Annotated in this window: 18 protein-coding genes; 8 read left to right on the top strand and 10 right to left on the bottom strand. The window is 72.5% G+C overall.

Annotated features, from left to right (window positions below):
- Positions 1 to 65: 65 nt before the first annotated feature.
- From GT042_RS13335 to GT042_RS13325, 3 genes are all read left to right on the top strand, one after another.
- Positions 66 to 3,257, top strand: coding sequence for a non-ribosomal peptide synthetase (locus GT042_RS13335; RefSeq protein WP_161308909.1), 3,192 nt, complete (start codon positions 66 to 68; stop codon positions 3,255 to 3,257).
- 126 nt (positions 3,258 to 3,383) lie between these two features.
- Positions 3,384 to 3,809, top strand: coding sequence for a RidA family protein (locus GT042_RS13330; RefSeq protein WP_161308908.1), 426 nt, complete (start codon positions 3,384 to 3,386; stop codon positions 3,807 to 3,809).
- Positions 3,810 to 3,853: 44 nt separating this feature from the next.
- Complete coding sequence (locus tag GT042_RS13325) at positions 3,854 to 4,861, top strand: alpha/beta hydrolase fold domain-containing protein (protein ID WP_161308907.1); 1,008 nt, start codon at positions 3,854 to 3,856, stop codon at positions 4,859 to 4,861.
- 101 nt (positions 4,862 to 4,962) lie between these two features.
- Here the strand turns inward: GT042_RS13325 and GT042_RS13320 are convergent, their stop codons facing one another.
- The gene (locus GT042_RS13320) at positions 4,963 to 6,198 is read right to left on the bottom strand and encodes a helix-turn-helix domain-containing protein (RefSeq protein ID WP_237530769.1); all 1,236 of its coding nucleotides are present in this window, start codon (positions 6,196 to 6,198) and stop codon (positions 4,963 to 4,965) included.
- Positions 6,199 to 6,522: 324 nt separating this feature from the next.
- Between GT042_RS13320 and GT042_RS13315 the strand changes: the two genes are divergently transcribed.
- The 5 genes from GT042_RS13315 to GT042_RS13295 all read left to right on the top strand — a co-directional run bounded on the left by GT042_RS13315 (position 6,523) and on the right by GT042_RS13295 (position 11,547).
- Positions 6,523 to 6,765: a hypothetical protein gene (locus GT042_RS13315; RefSeq protein WP_161308906.1), complete on the top strand. Its 243-nt coding sequence runs from the start codon at positions 6,523 to 6,525 to the stop codon at positions 6,763 to 6,765.
- A gap of 262 nt (positions 6,766 to 7,027) precedes the next feature.
- Positions 7,028 to 8,092: a glycosyltransferase family 2 protein gene (locus tag GT042_RS13310; protein ID WP_161308905.1), complete on the top strand. Its 1,065-nt coding sequence runs from the start codon at positions 7,028 to 7,030 to the stop codon at positions 8,090 to 8,092.
- Positions 8,093 to 8,213: 121 nt separating this feature from the next.
- A complete protein-coding gene (locus GT042_RS13305; protein WP_161308904.1) occupies positions 8,214 to 9,017 on the top strand; it encodes a phytanoyl-CoA dioxygenase family protein in 804 nt (267 codons plus the stop codon).
- A 25-nt stretch (positions 9,018 to 9,042) separates the two neighbouring features.
- Positions 9,043 to 10,077 carry a polysaccharide deacetylase family protein gene (locus GT042_RS13300; protein ID WP_161308903.1) on the top strand — a complete coding sequence of 345 codons (1,035 nt, stop codon included), beginning with the start codon at positions 9,043 to 9,045 and terminating at the stop codon, positions 10,075 to 10,077.
- 186 nt (positions 10,078 to 10,263) lie between these two features.
- Positions 10,264 to 11,547: a D-arabinono-1,4-lactone oxidase gene (locus GT042_RS13295; protein WP_161308902.1), complete on the top strand. Its 1,284-nt coding sequence runs from the start codon at positions 10,264 to 10,266 to the stop codon at positions 11,545 to 11,547.
- Positions 11,548 to 11,573: 26 nt separating this feature from the next.
- On the opposite strand, the gene GT042_RS13290 is transcribed toward GT042_RS13295, so the two are convergent.
- The 9 genes from GT042_RS13290 to GT042_RS13250 all read right to left on the bottom strand — a co-directional run bounded on the left by GT042_RS13290 (position 11,574) and on the right by GT042_RS13250 (position 22,432).
- Positions 11,574 to 12,365 (bottom strand): SDR family NAD(P)-dependent oxidoreductase, encoded by a 792-nt coding sequence (locus tag GT042_RS13290; protein WP_161308901.1) that lies wholly within the window; start codon positions 12,363 to 12,365, stop codon positions 11,574 to 11,576.
- Between the two features lie 221 nt (positions 12,366 to 12,586).
- On the bottom strand, positions 12,587 to 13,753 hold the full coding sequence (locus tag GT042_RS13285) for an MFS transporter (RefSeq protein WP_161308922.1): 1,167 nt from the start codon (positions 13,751 to 13,753) through the stop codon (positions 12,587 to 12,589).
- A 64-nt stretch (positions 13,754 to 13,817) separates the two neighbouring features.
- Positions 13,818 to 15,320, bottom strand: coding sequence for an FAD-dependent oxidoreductase (locus GT042_RS13280; protein WP_161308900.1), 1,503 nt, complete (start codon positions 15,318 to 15,320; stop codon positions 13,818 to 13,820).
- A complete protein-coding gene (locus GT042_RS13275; protein WP_161308899.1) occupies positions 15,317 to 15,754 on the bottom strand; it encodes a hypothetical protein in 438 nt (145 codons plus the stop codon). The genes GT042_RS13280 and GT042_RS13275 overlap by 4 nt, the downstream gene beginning before the upstream one ends.
- Positions 15,754 to 17,190, bottom strand: coding sequence for an aminotransferase class III-fold pyridoxal phosphate-dependent enzyme (locus GT042_RS13270; protein WP_161308898.1), 1,437 nt, complete (start codon positions 17,188 to 17,190; stop codon positions 15,754 to 15,756). The genes GT042_RS13275 and GT042_RS13270 overlap by 1 nt, the downstream gene beginning before the upstream one ends.
- Positions 17,183 to 18,625: an NAD(P)/FAD-dependent oxidoreductase gene (locus tag GT042_RS13265; RefSeq protein ID WP_202532715.1), complete on the bottom strand. Its 1,443-nt coding sequence runs from the start codon at positions 18,623 to 18,625 to the stop codon at positions 17,183 to 17,185. The genes GT042_RS13270 and GT042_RS13265 overlap by 8 nt, the downstream gene beginning before the upstream one ends.
- Positions 18,622 to 19,596 carry a glycosyltransferase family 2 protein gene (locus tag GT042_RS13260; RefSeq protein WP_161308897.1) on the bottom strand — a complete coding sequence of 325 codons (975 nt, stop codon included), beginning with the start codon at positions 19,594 to 19,596 and terminating at the stop codon, positions 18,622 to 18,624. Before GT042_RS13260 ends, GT042_RS13265 begins: the two co-directional genes overlap by 4 nt.
- Before the next feature lie 23 nt (positions 19,597 to 19,619).
- The gene (locus GT042_RS13255) at positions 19,620 to 20,375 is read right to left on the bottom strand and encodes an alpha/beta fold hydrolase (RefSeq protein WP_161308896.1); all 756 of its coding nucleotides are present in this window, start codon (positions 20,373 to 20,375) and stop codon (positions 19,620 to 19,622) included.
- A complete protein-coding gene (locus tag GT042_RS13250; protein ID WP_161308895.1) occupies positions 20,372 to 22,432 on the bottom strand; it encodes a non-ribosomal peptide synthetase in 2,061 nt (686 codons plus the stop codon). The genes GT042_RS13255 and GT042_RS13250 overlap by 4 nt, the downstream gene beginning before the upstream one ends.
- Positions 22,433 to 22,512 lie beyond the last annotated feature (80 nt).

Genomic DNA, 22,512 nt, shown 5'->3' with positions numbered 1-22,512 from the left:
TCACCCATCGACACCCGTACGGCCTCCCGGCCGTGCGCCGCCAGCATCCAGGGGAGTGGGACGGCGTGCAACCAGACCCGAAATGGACCGCGGGACGCCCCGGTGCCACCTCCGACGAAGGCCTGCACGAGACGTTCGCACGGACGGCGCGGGCCCGCCCGGACGCCGTCGCCCTGGCGGGAGACCGCCGGAGCATGACGTACGGGGAGTTGGACCGTACCGCCGACGCCTGGGCGGCCGAGCTGGTGGCCGCCGGGGTCGCGCCGGGCGCGTTCGTACCCGTTCTGCTGCCCAGGGGGCCGGAGTTGGTGGTCGCGCTGCTCGCGGTCCTCAAGGCGGGCGCGGCCTACGCCCCACTGGACCCGGAGTGGCCCGCGCGCCGTCTGCGCGAGGCGATGGCCGATCTGGCGGCGCCCCTCGTGGTGGCCCGGTCCGCCGCCGGGACCCCCGAGGGTCACGGCCTGCCGGTGTGGACACCACCCACCCGGCCGGTGGAGGCGCCGCCGGGTTTCCGGGCCGCCGAGGTCGCGGGCACCGACCCCGCGTGTGTCTTCTTCACGTCGGGGACGACCGGCCGGCCCAAGGGAGTGGTGACGCCCCACCGCGCGACGGCCCGCCTCTTCGCGCCGGACACCTTCGCGCACTTCGGCGCCAGTACGGTGACGCCCCTCGCGGCCCCGCCGCCGTGGGACGCGTTCTCGCTGGAGCTGTGGTCCGCCCTGCTCAACGGGGGCCGATCGGTGGTCGTCGAGGACCCGTACCTCTCCCCCGCCGCCCTGCGGGCCGGGGTGTCGGTCCACGGGACGGACACGGTCTGGCTCACCAGCAGCCTCTTCAACATGATCACCGACGAGGACCCGGCGGCCTTCGAGGGCGTGCGCCAGGTCATGATCGGCGGCGAGCGGCTCTCCACCGCGCACGTCAGGCGCTTCCTGCTGAGGCACCCGGGGATCGTGCTGCTCAACGGCTACGGGCCGGTCGAGAGCACGGTGTTCGCCACGACCCACCGCATCACACCGGCCGACTGCGACCTGCCCGGCGGAATTCCCCTGGGCCGCCCGGTCCCCGGCACGGGGGTCCATGTGCTGGACGGCACCCGGGTGTGCGCCGTGGGCGAGACGGGCGAGATCTGTGTCGCGGGGGAAGGCCTCGCGCTGCGCTACCTCGGCGATCCGGCCCTCACCGAGGCCGCGTTCACCCGGGTGACGATCGACGGCGAGGCCCTGCGCGTCTACCGGACGGGGGACCTGGGGGTGTGGGGCGCGGACGGGCTGCTGCACTTCCGGGGGCGGGCCGACCGGCAGGTGAAGATCCGGGGTCACCGGGTGGAGCCCGCCGAGGTCGAGCGCCAGGTGGAGCGGTGCCTGCCGGCCGTACGGGCGTGTCGCGTCCTGGCCAGGAAGGACGCCTCGGGAACGGCGCAGGAGTTGGTGGCGTTCTGTGTGCCCGTCGAGCCGGGGGATCCGCTGGAGGGCGCGACGGCCGCCTTGGCCGGGGCTCTTGTCTCGTACCAACGGCCGTCCCGGGTGGTCACGGTGGACGCCTTTCCGCTGACGGCCCGGGGGAAGCTGGACGAACGGGCACTGCTGCGGCTGGTGCCGGACGCGGGCGAGGGCGGCGAGGGGATCGTACGTACGGAGGACACGGGCCGCGCGGCCGGTACCGCCGACTTCACCGATCTCACTGATGCCGCTGACTTCGCCGATCCCGCCGATCCCGCCGATCCCGCCGATCTCGCCGATCCGACCGTACGCGCGGTCGCCGAGACGTTCGCCGCCGTGCTCGGGCGGGCGGATGTCCCGCTCGGCACACCCTTCGTCGCGCTGGGCGGCACCTCGCTCGGCGCCGGCCGGGTCTGTGCCCGGCTGGCCGCGCGGCTCCGCCGCCCCGTCCCGGTCGCCACGCTCTACGAGCGGCCGACCGTCGCCGCGCTCGCCCACTGGCTCCGCACGACCCCGCCGCCCGACCACCTGCCGGAGGCACCGCCGGAGAGCGGCGACACCCCTCTCACCTCCCTGCAAACCGTCTATCTGACACGGCAGTTGCTCGCCCCCTCGGACCTGACGGCACACTGCGTGCTGGCCTGGCTCGTGGAGGGGGACCTGGACACGGCGGCCCTGGAGACGGCGGTCGCCGAGACCCACCGGCGCCACGAGTCCCTGAGTGCCGCGTACGTCCTGGACCCCGCGCCGTACGCGCTGCTCGTGGACGCTCCCCCGCCCCCCGTCGAGATCCTGCCGCCCGCGCACACCGTCGACAGCGCCGTCTCGGCGGTGCGTGCCACGCTCTCCGGTGAACTGGACCCGGAGCAGGGCGTGTTGTGGCGCACCGTGCTGGTCCCGGTGGCCGGGGGGCGGTCCTCGGTGTTCGGGGTCGTGGTGCACCACATCGCCTTCGACGGCTGGTCGGAGTCCGTCCTCGCGCGCGACCTCGCGGCGGCGTACGACGCGGCGAAAGGCGGCGGGCGGACGGCCGAGCCCCCGCCTCCCTCGCTGGCGGAGGTCCACCAGGAACGCGCGCGCTACCGGCGGCAGACCGCGTCGGCCGCCCATGAGGAGTACGTACGGGGCGAGTTGACCGGCGTACCGGATCTCCGGTGGCCGGCCGCGCCTCCGGAGCCGGCGACCGGAGTGCCTGGCCGCGTCGACATGCCGCTGTCGTCCGCCGTACTGGCCGGCGTGGACGACCTGGCCGGGGAGGCGGGCGTCACCCGCTTCGCGGTGCTGTTGTCGAACTGGGCCGCGGCCCTGGCGGAGGTGACCGGCCGGCGCGACTTCGCCGTCGGCGTGCCCGTGGCGCGGCGCGACGGCGCGCGGCTCGACGGTGTGGTCGGCTGCCACATCATCATGCTGTGCCTGCGGTTGCGTGGTGCCGCCCTGGGCGGTGGTACGGACGCCGCGCGCGAGACCTCTCGTATCACCGCGCGTGCCGTCGCCGCGCAGGACGTCTCCCTCGGGGAGATCCTCAGCCTGACGGGCCGGCCCCGCACCGGCCGGCCGCCGCTCTACCAGGCGCTGTTCGCGCTCCAGGACAACGCGGTCCCCCGGCTCGAACTGGCCGGCGTACGGACCGAGTTCCTGCGTCAGCCGTATCTGGACCTCCCGCTCGAACTGCACACCGAACTGTGGCCCGACGAGCGCGGCGGGCTGCGGGTGGAGGTCTCCTTCCGCCCGGAGGCGGTCGCGGAGACCACCGCGCAGGAGATCGCCAAGCGCTTCACGGACCGGCTGCGGAGCCTGTCGCCGGGCGTGGTGTGACGGTACGGAACGGTACGGAGTCCAAGGGTGACGTGGACATGGCACAGCCCAGCACTGCCCGGCACGGCCCGGCACAACAGGCCCCGGGAACAGGTCAGGAACAACGGAAGGGTGAAGGACATGGTCATGAAACAGCGGCGGCTCACGCACATCTCGGCCCCGGAGGGCGTCGAGCCGAGTTCCGGCTACACCCACGTGGTGACGGGACCGGGGAGGCTGGCCGCACTCGCCGGTCAGATGCCGTTCGACGAGAAGGGCACGCTCGTCGGCGAGGGCGACCCGGCCGCCCAGGCCCGGCAGGTCTTCACCAACATGCGGGCCTGTCTGGCCGCCACGGGGGCCACCTTCGACGACGTCATCAAGCTGACGTACTACGTCACCGACGTGGCGTTCGTACCGGCCGTCCTCGCCGTACGCGACGAGTTCATCGACACCGCGCGCCCGCCGGCCAGCACCGTGGTGCAGGTCGTGGCGCTGTTCCGGCCCGAACTGCTGCTCGAAGTGGACGCGTTCGCGCTGGTCGGTGACACCGACGGCGCCGACGCCCGCTGATCCGGGAAACCACCCACGCGACGACCCCAGGAGCACCGACGACCATGACCGCGACCACGACCTCACTGCGACCACACCCGTGCACCGGGCAAATACCCCCGTTCGACGTCGAGTTGGGGGCGCCACTGCGCGCCATCCTCGCGGAGCTGCCCATGCCGCTGACTCCCGCGCTCGTCGCCGACCGGCGGCGCAGGAGCCTGCGCGGCCGGCTCTCCGACGACGCGATCCGCCGGGACGGGGCGTTCACGATCGAGGAGCTTGCCGTGCCCGCGACGGCCGGCCGGCCCGAGATCCCCCTGCTGCTCTGCCGGCCGGCCGGGACGGAGGCGCCGCGCGGTGTCATCTACCACACGCACGGCGGTGGCATGGTGGCCGGCAGCCACCGTAGTACGGAGCTGACGGGCGAGCTCAACCGCGCCGAGGAGCTTCGGCTCGCCGTGCTGTCGGTGGACTACCGGCTCGCCCCGGAGCACCCGGACCCGGCCCCGGTGGAGGACTGTTACGCCGGTCTGCTCTGGCTGGCGGAGAACGCCGGGCGGCTCGGGCTGCCCGCGGACCGTACCGTCGTCAGCGGCAACAGCGCGGGCGGCGCCCTCGCCGCCGGGCTCGCCCTGCTGGCCCGGGACCGCCAGGGGCCGCCGCTGCTGGGGCAGTTCCTCCAGTTCCCGATGCTCGACGACCGGTGCGACAGCTTCTCGGCACGGCAGATGGGCCGGGTGGGGCTCTGGGACGGGGAGTCCGACGCCGCGGGGTGGGCGGCGCTGCTCGGCAACCGGCGGGGCACCGACGACGTCTCCTGCTACGCCGCGCCCGCCCGGGCGGACGACGTCTCGGGGCTTCCGCCGGCCTGGATCGAGGTCGGGTCGGTGGAGGCGCTGCGCGACACGGCCGTCGCCTACGCGTCCCGGCTCTGGCAGGCCGGCGGGGAGGCGGAACTGCACGTGTGGGCGGGCGCCTTCCACAGCTTCGACGAGTGGGTCCCCGACGCGGTCGTCTCCCGGACGGCGCATCACGCGCGGGTCGGCTGGCTGAGGCGCGTACTGGCCCTCTGAACACACTCATCCCCTCGTCCCCCACCCTGATGTTTCCGGTGGGGGACGAGGGGATCCGTACGTACCGGCGACGTATCGGCGGCCTGGGGGCCGCGCCGCTCTCAGCCCTCGGCCGCCGACCTCCGCCGGCGGGACGTCTCCAGCGCGCCCGCGAGGATGCGCCAGATGTCCGCCGCGAGGTCGATGTTCGACGCCTGCCTCGCCTGCTCGCCCAGCTCCCTGAGCTGCCCCAGGCCGCGCTCCTCGTCGCCCTCCAGAAGCAGCAGCTGGCTGTCGAGGATGCTGAGCCTGATCCGGTCACGGTAGGTCATGCGCATGTCGTCGCAGTTGAGTTCGTCGTGCGCGGCGCGGGCGTCCTCGTACCGGCCCTCGTGGAAGGCGAGATACGCCTGGAGCATCAGCAGCTCCTGCCGCATCACCGACGTACCGACGAGGGCGAGCGCGCCCTCCACCTCCTGGAGGTACGCGCGCCCGAGCGTGGTGAGCGGCGGCTCGGTCTGGAGGCAGAGCGAGGCGGTGGCCAGCCGGAGCCGTACCCAGAGAGTGAGGTCGACCCGGCTGTCCAGCTCGTTCATCGCGCGTTCGAGGAACTCCCGGGCCCGCTCGTGGTCGCCCTGCCGGAAACGCACCGTGGCCGCCGACCAGAGCGCCTCGGTCCGCATGACCTCCGAGCCGCCGTTCTCGACCAGGGCGACCAGTTCGTCCACGTGGGCCCTGGCGTCGGGCAGCCGGCCCGCCTCGGCCTCGGCCGCGACGAGCGTCTGCAACGCCGTCCCGACGTCGGAGACGGACAGTTTGCCCTGCGTGGCCAACTGATAGGCGTGGGTGGCCATGTCGATGGCGCGGGTCACCTCGCCCGTCGCCCTCAGCAACCGGGCGAGCTGGGACTGGGCCCTGCACTGCAACTCGGGCAGCGCCAGTTCGTCGGCGATCCTGACCAGTTCCTCCAGGGCTTCCCGCTCCTCGGCGTGTTCGCCGCGGCGCTGCCAGTGCCGGGAGATGATCCACAGGGCCTGCCAGCGCAGCAGGAGATCCTCGTCCTCCGCCTGGTCCAGCGCGATGATCAGGCGCTCGACCGTCTCGTCGCTGTCGGAGGAGGTCGCGAGGGAGAGGGCCTGGGCCAGCGAACCACCGCTCGGCGGCACGTCGAACGCCGACCGCTCCACGGCAAGTTTCTTGACAAGGTATGTGACAACCCGCTCGGTGGGTTGTCGGGCACCGGACTCCAGTCGTGACAGGTACCCGGTGGAGATTTCCTCACCCGCCAGAGCGGCCTGGGAGAGCCGGCGCGCCCTCCTCAGCTCTTTGAGGCGACGACCGAAATAGGGCTGTTCCATCATGGCGGTCCCACTATTCACGGGGATCCAGATACACACGGATCCAGTTTTCGGCCGACGGTCGACCTCCTGCCTCAGCGTCTCAGACACCTCAGAAGAGTCCCCATTATGCCTGACGGTCACTGTAGCGGCCACACTGCGTGCTGACAAAGTTCCGGACCTGTTGGCAATTGATCTCCCCGGGCCGGGATCACCCTGAGTCACACTTTGGCAGATCCTAGGCAAGTACTTGCCAAACAGCTTTTCCAGTTACTAGCTTTATTCCTCGTCAGCACCCGGCGTCGCAGCGCCGCCCGAACCGTCAACGGATCCACTGGAGTTCCCATGCGCAAGTTCACCGGCACCTCGTCCACCTCGGCCGTCGCGGCGTTTTTACTGACACTGCCGGCCGCCACCGCTCTCCTGGCACTTCCGCTCGCCGCCGCGGTGGCTGACATCGACTGGCCGGGGAACAACCTCACGGTTTCCTCCGCCTTCGACACGACAGGCAGCATCGACTGGCCGGGGCCGAACCCCGTGGTCAGCCCGGCCGGCGCCCCCGGCACGGACGACATCGACTGGCCGTAGGGCCCCTCCGGGAGACGGGACCCCCGCCCGTTTCCCTCGCTCTCCCCGTACCACTCGCACCACCCGGCTCCCCCAGTGCCGACCCGTTGAGGACTCTCCGGCGTCGCCGCCCCTGTCTCCCGGTGTGCCGTGCCGACCGCGCACACCGACCCGGCCGTACGAGGCCATCGCGGCGCACTGCCCTCTCTTCCCCTCTGTTCTCCTCTCTTCTCCCCGACCCACCTTTCCTCCCTTCACCCGGCCCATCCATCAAGGAGCATCGATGTCAGCTGAGCAGCAACTCCCGGTGAACACCCCCACCGTCGCGGTGATCATCCCGGCCCGTAACGGCGCCGCGTACATCGACCGCGCGCTGGCCTCCCTCGTGACCCAGACGGTCACCCCGAACGAGGTCGTCGTCGTCGACGACGGCTCGGACGACGACACCTACCACCGGGCGCGCCGGTGGGTCGACCTGCTGCCCCTCAAGGTCATCCGGTCCGAACCGCGGGGCACGTGGCACGCCCGCCACACCGCGATCGAGGCCACCAGCTCGGAGTTCATCCTCCAGCTCGACGCGGACGACACCCTGCTGCCCGGCGCGGTGGCCGGCATGACCCAGGCGTACGCGCGGCAGCCCGGCCTCATCGCGCCCCGGCGGTTCCTGCTGGTGGAGGGCGAGACCGAGAACATCCCGCGCCCGGTGGTCGAGCGGCTGCCGGAGTCCAAGGACCAGTACGTCTACATGCTGGTGCGCAACTACATCGGCGTCGGCTGCCTGTACAGCAGGAAGGACTACGAGGCGGTCGGCGGCTACCGGTCGTGCCGTTACGCCGAGGACTGGGACCTGTGGCTGCGGTTCGCCGCCGCCGGCATCCCGATCTCGCTGCCGACGGAAGCCACGTACGTCTACAACATGCACAGCAAGAACATCTCCACGAACATCGACATCGGCGCCACCGACCTGGAGATCCTGCGGCGCTTCCTCGACGCGGGGACGGAGACCCACCGCCGTACCGCCAAGCTGGCGTTCCTCCAGCGCGCGGGCATCGACTACGTCGAGGAACTCGACAAGGCCACCGTCGCCGAGGCCTCGGTGGACCTGGCCGCGCTCGGCCTGATCGAGGACGAGCACCTCCAGGTGCGCAAGGAGACCGACCTCGGGCACGTCCTCGTCGGCAGCTCGACGGCCGGGGACGGGCAGCGGCTCGTCGTCGTGTCGCCCGACGGGAGCGAGACACGGCTCCGTTCCCTCGTGGCGGCCGGCGGAATCCTGGAGGCCAACGAGACCGACCAGCCGTCCCTGCGCTGGGAGGGCTGCGACCTGACCTGGTTCGGCTGGCACTGAGCCGGTCCTGCGGGCACTGCCCCGGTCCGGCGGGCACCGACCCGGTCCAGCAGGCACTGACCTGGCCCGAATCCGACCACCACGCACCACAACAGATCACGACAGAGCGGAGTCCGACCTCATGACGCTAGAGACACTGACCCTCGCCGCGCCGGCTCTGGACGGCGCCGACCTCGACCGCTTCGAGCGGCTGGGCTACCTGGTCCTCCCCGGTTTCCTCCCCACCGAACTGGTGTCCAAGGTCAAACCCGAAGTCGACAGCTGGGTGGACGACGGCCTGCGGACCCGGTCCATCGCCTCGGCGACCCACCCGGAGATCCACGGCGTGCCCCCGGTCATGGAGCTGGAACTCCCCAGCCACGGTGAGCTGATCAATCACCGGCCCCTGCTGTCGCTGCTCACGCAGTTGATGGGTCCCTCGTTCGTCTTCCACCACCTGCACAGCGACCGCCAGGCCCCCGGCATCGCCGGAAAGCCCTGGCACCACGACTACGAGCAGACACCGCAGACCGACCGCGCCCACAGCATGATCCACACACTGCACTACCTCGACGGGCTCTCCCCCGACACCTCCTCGCTGGTCGTGCTGCCCGGCTCGCACCACGAGGTGGCGGAGAAGACGGCCCGTGGTCACCTGGGGACGCGGGAGCTGCCCGGTGAGGTGGTCATCGACCGGCTGCCCAGCGGGTCGACGGTCGTCCTGCACTCGGCGCTGTTCCACGCCCGCCGTCCCCGGCCCGACAGCCCCGGGAAGCCCCGCTACTTCGTCGACGCCTCCTACTGCCAGACCGGGACCCTCTGGCCGCCGGTGAAGCCGTACTGGCGCCACATGCTGCGCCGGGCCCAGGAGTTGGGGCTCGACGGCGGCGGCTGGCCCGAGCTGTTCGCCGAGCGGCACTTCACCGAATACGTCAAGCCCGTCTGAGCGGATGACATCGAGGGGGAACAGCATGCTGTACGCGGGAGTCGCCTGGAGCGCCGCCGGCTACGAGGTCGAGACGGTCGACGGGGACGGCCGGCGGATGACGTCCCCGGTGTCGTTCGACGCCCGGCGCACCGATGAACTCATCGGCCACCTACGGGGAATGGACCACCGGCTCGTCACCGTGGTGGACAGTACGAACGGGATACTCGACGGCCGGATGATGGCCGCGGGGCTGGACGTGTACCGCGCGGACCCCCATCTCCTGCCGCCGCGGCCGGTGTTCGGCTCGGTCGGCGCCGGGGAGCTGGCGCGGACGGCGGCACGGCGCGGGACGGCCTCCCTCGCCAGGCTGGAGAGAGGCCGCGGTACGCAGACCGGCCGGGAGGACCTGCTCGCGGAGTGGATCGCCTCGGCGGAGACCGAGTTGGCCGCCATGACCACGGCGGGCCTCTGTCTGAGCCACGGCCGGCGCGACCGGCGCGAGGTCGCCCTGACCTTCGACGACGGTCCGCTGCCCCCGTACACCGGGCGGATACTCGACGTCCTCGAACGGTACGGCGTACCCGCGACGTTCTTCTGTGTCGGGATGAACGCCCGCGCGTACGGCGAGGAGATCGTCCGGATGCGTGAGCAGGGGCACGGGGTCGCCAATCACACCTGGTCGCACCCGTTCCTGCCCGATCTGACCCGGGCGCAGCTCGTGGAGCAGATCGACCGGACCGGGGAGGGGATCGCCGAGGCGGGGGGCGGTGCCGTGCCGACCCTGTTCCGGCCGCCGTACGGGTCGCGTACGCCGGAGGTGATGGGGTGGCTGGCCGGGACCGACGCGAGGACCGTCCTGTGGGACGTCGCGCCGGACGACTGGGCCATGCCCGGCGCTGACTTCATCGCCACGACGATCCTCGACCAGGCGCGTCCCGGATCGGTGGTTCTCCTGCACGACGGGGGCGGCGACCGGTCGCAGACCGTGGACGCGCTGCCCGCCGTCATCGAGGGCCTCCTGGAACGGGGTTTCCGCTTCGTCCTGGTCGACGAGATGGTGCCGGCCGCGGTGGTGTGACCACCGTCCCCGGCAGTGGTACGACCGCCCGTGGTGTGCGTGCGCACGACCGCCACGGGCGTGTTCCTGGTGTCATCCGCGTCCCGCCGGCCCGGTGCTCCGTACCGGGCCGGCGGGCGCGGGCCTTTTCCCGATGCGGCGCCACGCGCCCCGGCGCCGTCCGTCCCGCTCATTGGAGTCGAAGCGATGACACAGCTCGAAGCCACCACAGACCTGCCGCGGACGAACTGGGCCGGCAACGTGTCCTACGACCCCGGCCGGGTCCACCGGCCGCGCACGCTGGACGAGTTGCGGCGGCTCGTCGCGGAGCGCACGAGGATACGGGCGCTCGGCAGCGGTCACTCCTTCAGCGCCGTCGCCGAGGCGCCGGGGGACCGCGTCCTGCTGGACGGCCTGCCGCGCACCGTCCGACTCGACCGGCAGGAGGCGACGGTCACGGTCGCCGCCGGTACGCGCTACGCGGACCTGGCGTTCGGGTTGCAGCGGGCCGGGCTCGCCCTGGCCAACCTGGCGTCGCTGCCGCACATCTCGGTCGCCGGTTCGTGCGCGACCGGTACGCACGGTTCGGGCGACGGTCAGCGCTGTCTCGCGTCCTCGGTGGCCGGGCTCCGGCTCGTGGGCCCGGAGGGTGATCTGGTGGAGCTGCGCCGGGACACCGACCGGGACACCTTCGCGGGGTCGGTGGTCGCGCTCGGCGCGCTGGGTGTGGTCACCGAGGTCACCCTGGACGTGGAGCCGACGTACGACATGACACAGCGGGTCCGCGTCCGGGCGCCGCTGACGGAGGTCGCGGAGCGGTTCGACGACGTGTTCTCCGCCGCGTACAGCGTCAGTGTGTTCACGGACTGGCTCGGTGACGGGACCCAGGTGTGGCTCAAGGACCGGCTCGACCGGGGCGGGAACGGAAAGAACGGTGGCTGGGCGGGCGGAGAGCCCGCGCGCGTACCCCTGAATCCCGTGCCCGGCATGCCGCCGGAGTTCAGTACGGAGCAACTGGGCACCGCGGGGCCCTGGTTCGAGCGGCTGCCGCACTTCAGGCCCGAGCTGACGCCGGGTGCCGGTGAGGAGTTCCAGTCCGAGTACTACCTCCCCCGCGAGGCGGCTCCCGCCGCCTTCGCGGCCCTGCGCGGCATCGGGCATCTGCTGGCACCCGCGCTGCACATCGCGGAGGTCCGTACGGTCCGGGCGGACGACCTGTGGCTCAGCCCCGCGTACGGCAGGGACTCGGTCACGTTCCACTTCACCTGGATCAAGGACGCGGCGGCCATCACGCCGCTGATCGACGCGGTCGAGGAGCTGCTTGTGCCGTTGGGGGCCCGTCCCCACTGGGGCAAGCTGACCTCCCTGGGTGCGTCCGAGATCGCCGCCGGGTACGAACGGGCCGTGGAATTCGGGCGGTTGGCGCGGAAGTACGACCCGGAGGGGAAGTTCTCCAACGGCTTCCTGGATGCGCTGTTCCCCGAGGGGTAGCGCCCTGGGCCCCGTGGGCCGTCCGCTCACCGGGACGCCCGTTGTGCCTCGACGATCCGGTCGACGGCGGGGTTCGCCCCGCCGCGGCCGGCCGACCTCTCCGCGTAACCGGGGAACTGGCCGGCCACGGCGCAGCGCAGCCGCAGTTTGGCCGGCGCGACGTTGACCTCGCACCGGTTCTCCTCGATCGCGCGCAGGACGGCGTCCGCCACCTGGTCGGGGCTGACCGTGCCGACCCCGCTCGGCACCTCGGCCCCGGTCGCGGCGAACATCCCGGCCTCGCGCACAAAACCCGGCTGGATGAGCGACACACCGACGCCGGTGCCGTGCAGATCCTGCCGGAGGCTGTGGGAGAAGCCGCGCAGGCCGAACTTGGTCGCGGTGTAGAGGGAGGAGTACGGGGTCGCGGCCTTGCCGGACAGCGAGCCGACGAAGGCGAGGTGCCCGCTGCCCGCGCTCACCATGCGCGGGGCCAGGAACCGCGCGAGCAGGATGGGCGAGCTGAGGTTGACGGTGAGGGCGCGCTCGATCTGAGCGGGGGTGTAGTCGAGCAGGTCGCCGCTGGCGGGCAGGGCCGCGTTGGCGAGGAGGATGTCGACGTCCGCGCACTGCTCGGCGAGAGCGGTGACCTGCTCGGGGTCCGCGAGGTCGGCGACCACGGGACGGGCGCCGAGCTGGGCCGCGAGAGGGGCCAGGGTCTCGGCGTGACGGCCCGTCACCACCAGGCGCGTGCCCCGGCCGGACAGTTTCAGCGCGAGGGCGCGGCCTATGCCGCCCGTCACACCGGTGAGCAGAACAGTTGCGCCAGCGATACGCATCAGGGCGACCTCCCGGTCCGTGCTTCGGGCCTCTGCCGACGCACAGAACGATACGCACCTGGCAACTCCACGTCCATCATCTTGCCAAAACTCCCCCGGAGTTGGGCAGCGTACGCCCAGCTCCAGCACTCGACCCCGGTACGTGGATCGGGGGCGCCGGACTTCATTTGCCAGATGCCCGGCACCCCTTGGCAAGGAAAAGGAGGCTCAGGGGAAGCAGGTCAGAGGGCCGCCTTCGTACGGCCGGTCGCGCGGTGGATCCACACGACGAGCGCCAGGCAGACGAGCGCGGTCGCGCACAGCAGCACCGGCACCATCCGTGGCCCCGACCACTCGATCACCCCGCCGAACGCCGGTCCCGCCGCGACGCCCCCGATCATCGACGCGGCGATGACGTACGCGCCGGCGCGCCGTGCCGTGGGCACGGTCCGGTTCAGCCAGGTCAGGCCGGTGGGGAAGATGGGGGCGATGAACAGGCCGACCCCCGCGTACGCGTAGGGCGCGGCGGCCGGGACGGTCGCCAGCGCCAGGCAGCCGACCATGCCCACGCAGCTGACGCCCACGATCACGGGCTCCGACAGGCGCAGGGTGAGGGGCACCACCAGGAAGCGGCCCACCGTCATCATGAACCAGTAGACGGAGGTGGCGGAGGCCGCGAAGGCCGAGCCGTACCCGACGGTCTCCAGGTGGGTGGGCTCCCAGCCGCCCACTCCGGCCTCGACGGCCACGTGCAGGACGTACAGCGCGACAAACGCGGCGAGAATGCCGCCCATGCTGCGGCGCAGCACCGCCGTGCCCGTGGCGTCCGCCGCCGCGTCCGCCGTGACAGGTGCGACGGGCGAGCCGCCCTTGTCACTGACGCCCCGGAGCGAGAACAGCAGCAGCGCCGAGACGACGCCGAAGGCGGCGAACACCATCATGTACCGGTCGGGGCCCAGCAGTCCGATGAGCGCGGGGCCCGCGACGGCGCCGATGCCGAAATGCGCGTTGAGTACGTTGAGCATGGCGGCGCCCCGGTTCCCGAAGCCCACCGCGAACAGCTGGTTGAGGCCGTAGTCGATCCCGCCGAAGCCGAGTCCGGAGACGAGCGCGGCGATCAGCGCGGCCGGCCAGGACGGGGCGAGGGCGAAGCCCAGGCTGCCGAGTGCCATCAGCGCGTACGAGGTCCCGAGCAGGGAGCGGTTGCCCACCCTCCCGTGCACCCGGTTGAAGACGAGGACACCGGCGACCCCGCCGGTGAAGTGGGCGCTCAGGGCGAGCCCGGCGGCCGAGGGTGTCAGCCCGTACTCCTGGCGCAGCGCGGGAATGGCGGGCCCGTACAGCGACTGGAGCGCCCCGATCAGGGCGAAGCCGACGCACGAGGCGATCAGGGCCGCGGTGCTGAACATCCTTGCCCCTGGCGCCTCTTGGGGCCGGTCGGCCTCGGGTGCCGTACGGCTCGTGAGCGGCGGCTCAGTCATGGTTCCTCCCTGACGACTCGGCGTAGCGGGCGGCGATCTCGTGGGCGAAGGCCATGATCGTGCCCTGCGGGCTGATGCCCGTGACCCCCGGCAGCACACTGGCGTCGCAGATCCGCAGCCCGGTGGAGCCGTAGGGGCGGCCGTCGGTGTCACACACCCCGCCTCGGTCGGCGGCGCCCATCCGCGCGGACGCCATGCCGTGCACCGACACCAGCTCCCAGTCGGCCGGCCGCACGCGGTCGCAGAAGGTGTCGGCGGCGGCCGGGGTACGGAGGGGTGGTGCCGACGACACCGGCGGCAGCAACTCGGTGGCGCCGGCGGCGAACAGCACTTTCGCCGTGGCGCGGAAGGCGTCGCGCAGGGCGGTGTGGTCGCCGGTGGTCATGCCGTGGCGCAGCAGCACTCCCCCGCCCGGCATGGCTCTCACGCGTGCGGTGCCGGCCAGGCGTACCTGGGTGGTGTACACACCGAGGCGGCCGAAGTCGGCGAGCAGGCGTTCGGTGTCCGCCGGGCCGCGTGCCGCCACGGCGGCGGCCAGGGAGCCCCGGGACACGTTGGACGGCATGATCAGCACGCCCCGGTCGTCGAACTCCTGGACCTGGGCGGTGAAGAGGGTGCCGCGCTCGGCGCGGACCTCCTCGGGGAACCGCGCCACGGTCCGCAGATTGACGTGGAGGGCCAACTCCCGTCCCGCCAGGCGCCGGTGGATGTGGCTGCGTTGCAGGAGGGCGGGGGTGCCCAGCGGGCCCGCGGCGAGGAACACCGCGCGGGCCCGGTGGACCGTACGTCTGCCGTCCGCGTCCACGGCCAGCACCCCCCGGACGGAGCCGCCGTCGTGCAGGACGCGCAGGACGCGGGTGCCGGGCCGTACGGTGGCGCCTCGCGCCTCGGCCAGGGGCAGGTAGCTGACGGCCATGCTCTGTTTGGCGCCGCTCGGGCAGCCGGTGGTGCAGCGGTTGCTGTGCAGGCAGCCACGCACCGCCCGCCGGGCGTGCTTCCAGCGCCAGCCGAGCCGGTCGGCGCCCTCCGTGAGGAGCGAGGAGTCGCGGTTGCCGTCGCCGTGCCGCTGGACGGCGACGCCGAGGCGCTCGGTGACGGTCCGCAGGTGGGCCGCCAGGTCGGCGGCGCGGTAGCCGTCGATGCCGGAACGTTCGGCCCAGCGCAGGAGCAGCGGGGGCGGGGGTTCCCACAGCAGGCCGCCGTTGACGACGGTGGTGCCGCCCACGCAGCGTCCTTCGCCGTACGGGAAGGTCGGTTCGCCGAGGACGGGGATCAGCCCGCCGTGGCGGTACAGCGCGCGCATGTTCTCGGCGGGTCCGGCGGCGGCGATGCGGGCGGTGCCGACCCTCGGGCCCTCCTCCAGGACCGTCACCTCCAGCCCGGCGGCGGCCAGTTCGAGGGCGGCGACGCTTCCCCCGGCGCCCGAGCCGACGACCACGACGTCCGTGTCGACGGTACGGGCCCCGCGTACGCCGCCGCGGCCTGTCGCTCTCATACCGGTCCCCTTCCGCTACCACCGCTCCTGCTCCTGCTCCTGCCACTGCCACTGCCACTGCTCCTGCCACTGCCGTCCGTACGCCGGTCGAGCGCGCCGAGCAGCGCCAGCGCCGTACTCGACCGGACCACCTCGGTGAATCCGGGCAGCGCCGTGAGGGCGGCCATGCCCCGGCACGCCTGGTCCGGGGAGGCGCGGCGCAGGGAGCGTCCGGTCCTGAGCCGGTACGCCACGGGCAGGGCGCGCAGGGCGACGGCGTATCCGGCGCGGTAGGGCAGGGGCAGGGTCCTGAGGGTGCCGAGGACGTGGTCCTCGGCCGCCGCCCGGGCGCCGGGTTCGCGCAGGCAGGGGTAGTTCCTGACCCAGTAGGTACGGAGCCCGCTCGCCCGGAGTGCGCCGCGCATCGGTGTGCCGGACATCGGTGTGCCGGGCATCAACGTGCCTTCCCGGCGGCCGGTGCGAAGCGTTCCACCACGAAGTCCGTGAGGAGCCGCAGCGCGCCCCTGGCCAGTACGGCGTCCAGGGCCCGCAGGAAGAGCGCGACTTCCTCCTCCCCCGCCACCAGCGGGGGCGAGACCATCAGCGCGATCCGCCGGTTGGAGCCGAAGAAGGTGAGCACGCCGTGGTCCCGGTAGAGCGCGGCGATGACCGCGCCGGTGAGCAGCTTGGCGAAGATCTGGGGGTCCCCGGCCAGCGGCCCCGGCAGGATCTCCCGTACCGCGGCCGGCAGTTGGGGGCCCTGCCGTAGATACACGCCGTGCAGCGCCCCCCGTCCCGCCGTCCCGGTGATCAGTGCGGGGTATCTGGCCGCCAGGTCCGCGAGACCCGCCGACAGGAGGTCGCCCAACTTGCGCGCCCGGCCCGGGAAGTCCTCCTCGACCGCGACCGCCACGGCCTCCAGCGCCGTCGCGGTCTCCTCGCCGAAGCCGTAGTAGGTGGTGCTGTGCAGGGTGGCGTCGCCGAGGTTGTCGTAGGCGGCGCGGAAGACCGGCTCGCGGGTGACGTACCCCGAGATGGAGGCCTTGCCGCCGCCGAACGACTTCGACATGGTCACGACGTCGGGGACCAGTCCGGGGTGGCGCATGAAGTGGAACAGCTCGCCGGTCTTGCCCCAGCCGGTGTACACCTCGTCGAAGATCAGGACGATGTCCCGCTCGGTGCAGATACGACGCACCTCCCGCAGGAACCCGGCGGAGCATTCGCGCAGGCTGGAGGCGCTGAACGGTTCGAGGACCACCGCGTAGACGTCGCTGTCACCGCGGGTGCCGGTGTGCCGCTCCAGGGCCAGTGCGAAGGAGGCGAGGTCGTCGTAGGCGAAGGAGTCGGTCCCGGGGATCCCGGGGAAGTCGAAGTGGATCTCCGGGGAGGCGGTCAGGCTGCCCGCGCCGAGCAGTTTGCCGTGGAAGGCGATGTCCGTGTGCAGGACGGTGCCCCGGCGTCCGCGATGGTATTTGTACGCGAGTTTCAGGGCGCCCTCGACCGCCTCCGCACCGGAGTTGGGGAAGTAGGAGATGTTCAGGTCGCCGGGGAGGAGGGCGGCGAGGTTGTGGCTGAGGGCCGCGACGTACGGCGAGAAGTAGTTCTTGTGCACCTCCATCCGGTGCCGCCGGCGGAACCGGTCGCGGGCGGCGAGGACGCGGGGGTGGTTGTGCCCGTGGTTGAGTACGCCCACCCCGCCGGTGAAGTCGAGGACGCGCCGCCCGTCCTTGAGCCGGATCCAGCAGCCCTCGGCGCTCTCGGCGAGGTCCTTGCCGAAGCCGAACGCGCCGATCAGGGAGACCTGGCTGCGGCTGACGTACCGGCCGTAGAGGTCGTGGACCTCGCCGATGGAGAGGTCTTCGGCCTGGTCGAGGGTGAGCAGCTCAGTCACGGGAGGCCTCCGTGGCACGGGCGGCGGGCAGGGTGCGCAGGCGGTCGGCCATCAGCCGGCCGGCCGACCGGCCTTCCCGTACGGCGTAGTTGGTGCCGCGGTCCTCGGGGAACACCTGGGCCATGCTCGCCAGGTAGAGGCCGGGGAGCCGGGTCTCCAGCGGGGGCATGTCCTCGCGGTAGCCGGGGGTGATCACGGGCTGCGCGTGCTCGGCCCGCCACACGTGGTAGTCGTCCACCCAGGAGCGGTCGAAGCGCGGGAACATCCGCCGCAGGTGCGGAAGGCTGTGGTCAAAGACCTCCTCGTCGCTCATCCGGTACAGCTCGGCGTCGGCCGGGAGGTATTTGGAGAGGTAGACCACGTGTTTGCCGCCGTACCTGCCGGGGTCGTCCATGTTGGTGTGCTCGATCACCCCGACGTACGGGAACGACGGGTCGTTGACGTTGAGCCAGTAGGTGTCGGAGAGGCGGCGGTTGTTCTCCAGGACGAGGCACACGTTCGCCAGGTACGGGACACGGCGCAGCTGCCGGAGCAGCGCGGGGGCGGCGGGGTGGGGTTCGTCGCCGGACGGTCCTGACTCCAGCAGGGCGGCGGCCTGTTCGGGGGCCACGGTGAGCAACACCTGTCGCGCGGGCAGGAGTTCGCCCGCCACGGTCCGTACGCCGCTGACCCGGCCGTCCTGGAAGGTGACGGAGCCGACGGGCGTGTCGGTGAGCACGTCGACGCCGAGCGCGGTCAGCCGTTTGTGCAGGGCGGTGAGGAGGGTCTCGCTGCCGCCGCGCAGGTAGTACAGGGTCTCGCTGCCCGACTTGGTGCGGCTGCCGCCGCGCAGGTGCAGCTTGGTCCACATCCAGGTGGCGCCGACCTGGTCCGCGTAGTGGCCGAACTTCCCTTCGAGGAGCGGGCGCCACACCACGTCGTACACCCGGCGTCCGCCCAGCGAGACGAGCCATTCCTCGGCGGTACGGTGCTCCAGCTCGCGCCAGTCCTTGACGCGCTGGGCGCGCAGCGCCAGGAGGCCGAGCCGCAGCCGGTCGCGGAGCGGGAGCGGGGCGAAGCGCAGGAGATCGGTGGGCCGGGAGAGGCGGTAGATGGAGTTGGCGTAGAACATGCCGGTCCGGGTGACGTGCGCCTCGACGGCGTCGGACACCCCCAACTCCGCGCAGAGGCGGAGGATTTCCTCGTCGGAGGCGAACCAGTGGTGGTAGAAGCGCTCGATGCGCCGGCCGCCGCCGACGTCGAAGCTGCCGGCCAGGCCGCCGATCTCGGGGTCCCGCTCGACGATCCGTACGCGGTGGCCCCGCGTGGCCAGTTCGAGGGCGGCGGACAGGCCGGTGAAGCCCGCGCCGACGACGATGACGTCCGCGGTGAGATCCGCGGTGCCGTCCGGGCCGGCGTCCTGGATGGGTGCGGGATTCCTCAATTCGCCGTTCACACGAACTCCTTGATGGGTCGTCGCGGTTCGCTGCCGTTCGCCGTACGCGGCTCGGGGGTCCGCCGGGCGACCAGATAGGGCGGTCGGCCCTGGACCTGCTGGAAGGCCGCGAGAAGGTACTCGCCGAGCACTCCGCTCGCCAGGGACTGGAGCCCGAACACCCCCAGGGGCACGGCCCGCCGGACGCTCCGGCGGGCCGCCGCCACGCCCGCCGCGCCCAGCAGCGACGCGGCGCCGATGTACGTCGGCAGGCGCAGGGGCAGCGCGCTGCCGCTGGCGAGCAGACCGCTGCGGGAGAGGGCGAGCATCTTGCGCGGGGTGTACTTCGTCCCGCCCGCGAGCCGGGCGTCACGTTCGTACTCGATGCTGGTCTCGGCGAAGCCCGACCAGCTGATCGCCCCGCGCAGGAAGAGCGCGCGCTCGCCCGACAGGCCGGTGAGGAAGTCGACCACCTGCCGGTCGAGCAGCCGGAAGTCCCCGGTGTCCAGGGCGACCGGGCGTTCGGAGAGCCCGGCCAGGATCCGGTAGTACGCGTACGCCGTGGCCTTCTTGAGGTGGCTCTCGCCGTGACGCGCGGTCCGGCGCGCGGAGACCACGGACCAGCCGTCGAGCCACGCGCGCGCCATGCGCGGGATGAGTTCGGGCGGGTCCTGGAGGTCGGCGTCCATCAGGACCACCGCGTCCCCGGCGGCCTCCGCGAGGCCGGCCAGGCACGCGGCCTGGTGTCCGAAGTTCCGGCTGAACCGGACGGCCCGCACGGTGGAGTCCTGGGCGGCGAACCCCTCGATGAGGGACCAGGTGGAGTCGGAGCTGCCGTCGTCCACGTAGATGATCTCGTGCGGCAGGTCCCGTACGGCCTCGGTGACACGTCGGTGGGTCCGGTCGAGCACCTCCTCCTCGTTGTAGCAGGGCAGGACGATGCTGATGAGGTGGTCGTGGGGCCGGTCGGGGTTCCGTTCGTCGGTGGTCATGGTGCCCTCCGGGATGGGGCCGCTCAGTGCTCGGCGGGGGCTGCGACGGAGTTGAGGACCAGGGCGTACGGGGGCTCGGGGACCAGGTAGAAGTGGTCGCCGGGCACCCGCTGTTCGCGGAATCCGCCGCCGGTCAGTTCGCTCCACGGGCGCCGGTCGGCGTCGGGGTCGTCGTCGCCGACGATCGTGGTGACCGGGCAGCGCAGAAGGGGTTCCGGGCGGGGGAGGTAGGAGTGGAACATGTGGCTGTCGCCCCGGATGTACGGCAGGACCAGCTCCTGGAAGACGGGGTCGGCGGCCAGTTCGGGGTCGGTGCCGCCGAGGGTGATCAGCCGGGTGACGACCTCGTCGTCCTCGTCGATCTCGGTGGCGGGCTCGGGGGGCGGGTAGGCGGCGTCGCGGGAGCCGGAGGCGATGAGGTGGGCGGGGGTGATGCCACGCGCCTCCAGGGCCCGCGCCGTCTCCAGGGCCACGGCGGCGCCCATGCTGTGCCCGAACAGCACGAGTGGCAGATCGGGCACGCCCGGGAGAGCGGCCACGGCGTCGGCGGTGGCGCGGGCGAGTTCCCGCAGGTCGGTGGGGACGGGCTCGGCGAGACGCTCGGCGCGCCCCGGGTAGCGGACGGCGTGGACGCGGACGCCGGGCAGGTGGTGGCCCCAGTCGCGGAAGAACGAGGCCGAACCGCCCGCGTGGGGGAAGCAGACGAGCTGCCACCGGGGGTCCGCCACCGGGACGGCGCACTGCAACCAGGTCGAGGGATGGTGCGTTGCTTCGCTCACTTGACTGTCTCCTGTTCCGTACGCTGCCGCTGGGCCCGCAGGACGCGGGCGCGCCGGGCGGTGGCCTGCCGGGAGGCCGTGAGGACCGCGTCCGACTCCGTACCGCTGTCGCGGATCAGCGCGACCTGGGCCAGGACGGTGGTGTGCCGGAAGAGCGCGACGACCGAGGGCCGCTTTCCGGTGTGGCGTTCCAGGGCCTCCTGGAGCTGGAACATGGCGAGGGAGTGGCCGCCCATGTCGAAGAAGTTGACGTCCGTGGGGACGGAGGTGCTCTGGAGCACCTCGGCCCAGGCGGCGGAGACGCGGGCGGCCAGATCGGTGTCGGTGTGCTGGGCGGTGTCCGTATCCGGGTGCGGCGCGGTGCCGGCGCCGGTGTGCTGGCCGGTGTCCGTGTCGGTGTGCTCGGCCGCGTCCGTGTCGGTGTGACGTCGGTCGGCGGCAGCGGTGCGGGTGCCTTCCGCCGCCCGCAGCGCCAGTGCCGTACGGTCCGCCTTGCCGTTGACCGTACGGGGAAGGTCGTCCAGCACCGTGACCCGGGCCGGGACCATCACGGCGGGCAGCCTCAGCGCCAGCTCTTCCCGCAGCGCCGCGCCCTCGGGACCCGACGGCGCGAGCACGAACGCGGCCAGGCCCGTGTCCCCGCCGACCGGTACGACCACCGCCTCGCGCACTCCGGGGAGCGCGCACAACTGGGCCTCGACAAAGCCGAGTTCGACGCGCTGGCCACGGATCTTCACCTGATGGTCGCGGCGGCCGACGAAGTCGAGCGTCCCCGCGTCGTTCCAGCGGACGAAGTCGCCCGTACGGTACATGCGCGCGCCCGGCGCACCCGCGAACGGATCGCCGACGAAGGCGCGGGCGGTGGTGTCGGGACGGCCGAAGTAGCCGCGTGCCACGCCTGCGCCGCCGACGTACAACTCCCCCTCGGCGCCTCGCGGCACCGGCCGCATCAGCTCGTCCAGTACGTAGAGCCGGGCCCCCGGCACCGGGCGTCCGACGGACACCGGGCCCGCGCTGTCGAAGCGGTGGTAACTGGCCCACACGGTCGCCTCGGTGGGGCCGTACTCGTTGACGAGCGACACCGGGTCGCCGTGTGCCGCGAAATGGCGCGTGACCAGCTCGGCGGGGAGCGGCTCGCCCGCCACGATCACGGTACGGAGCGAGCGGAGCCGTCGCGCGCCCAGCCGTTCGGCGGCGTCGAGCACCACCCGGTAGAGCGAGGGGACGCACAACATCTGTGTCACCTGGTGCCGTTCGACCAGTTCCACGAGCCGCTCGGGGTCACGGACCTCGTCCGCCGTGGCCACCACCAGACGGCCGCCCGCCGTGAGGGTGCCCCACAGGCCGGCCACCGAGGAGTCGAAGGCCAGGGGCGAGACCAGGAGGAAGACGGGCTCGCCCGGGTAGACCGTACGGCGGGCGAGGGTCGAGGCCGCCAGCTGGCCGTGCTCGACCAGGACGCCCTTGGGCTCGCCCGTGCTCCCGGAGGTGTAGATGAGATACGCCGGGTCCTGCGGGCCGACCCGGTTCTTGGGCGGGTCCACCGTGTGGGCCCCGGGCCGGGCAGCCTCACCCTCCGCGTCCACGAGCGGCAGCCCGAGCCCCGCCAGGCGCGCGCCGGCCTCCGAGGTGACGACGACGGCGCCCACCCGGGCGTCGGCCAGGATGTCGGCGACACGCCGGTCGGGGTGGGACGGATCCACCGGGACGTACGCCGCCCCGGACCGCAGGATGCCCAGTACGGAGGCGATCATGGCCGTCGACGGCTCGGCGACCACGCCGACCCGGGAGCCCAGGCCGACGCCGTGCGCGGCGAGTCGGGCCGCGATCCGGCCGGCCCACGCGTCCAGGGCGCGGTAGCTGAGGGCGGTGTCGCCGCTGTGCACGGCGGTACGGGCCGGTTCCGTACGGGCGTAGTGCGCGACGAGCTCGTGCACCGGGGTGCGCCCGGACAGGGGCAGGGGGGCGCCGCGTCCGAGCGCCATCAAAACCTCCTGGTCCCTCGCCCGGGTCTCCGTACGGCTGGGCAGCAGGTCCGTTCCAGGTGAATCCGACATCAGAACTCCTCCGCGGGTCGTCGTTCGGTCGTCGTTCGGTCGTCCATGGCTCGTCGTTCGTTCTTTGTCGTCCGTCGAAA

Origin of the sequence: Streptomyces sp. SID3212 (genome assembly GCF_009865405.1) — a bacterium.
GTDB lineage: Bacteria > Actinomycetota > Actinomycetes > Streptomycetales > Streptomycetaceae > Streptomyces.
This window is presented reverse-complemented; position numbering and strand designations above follow the sequence as displayed.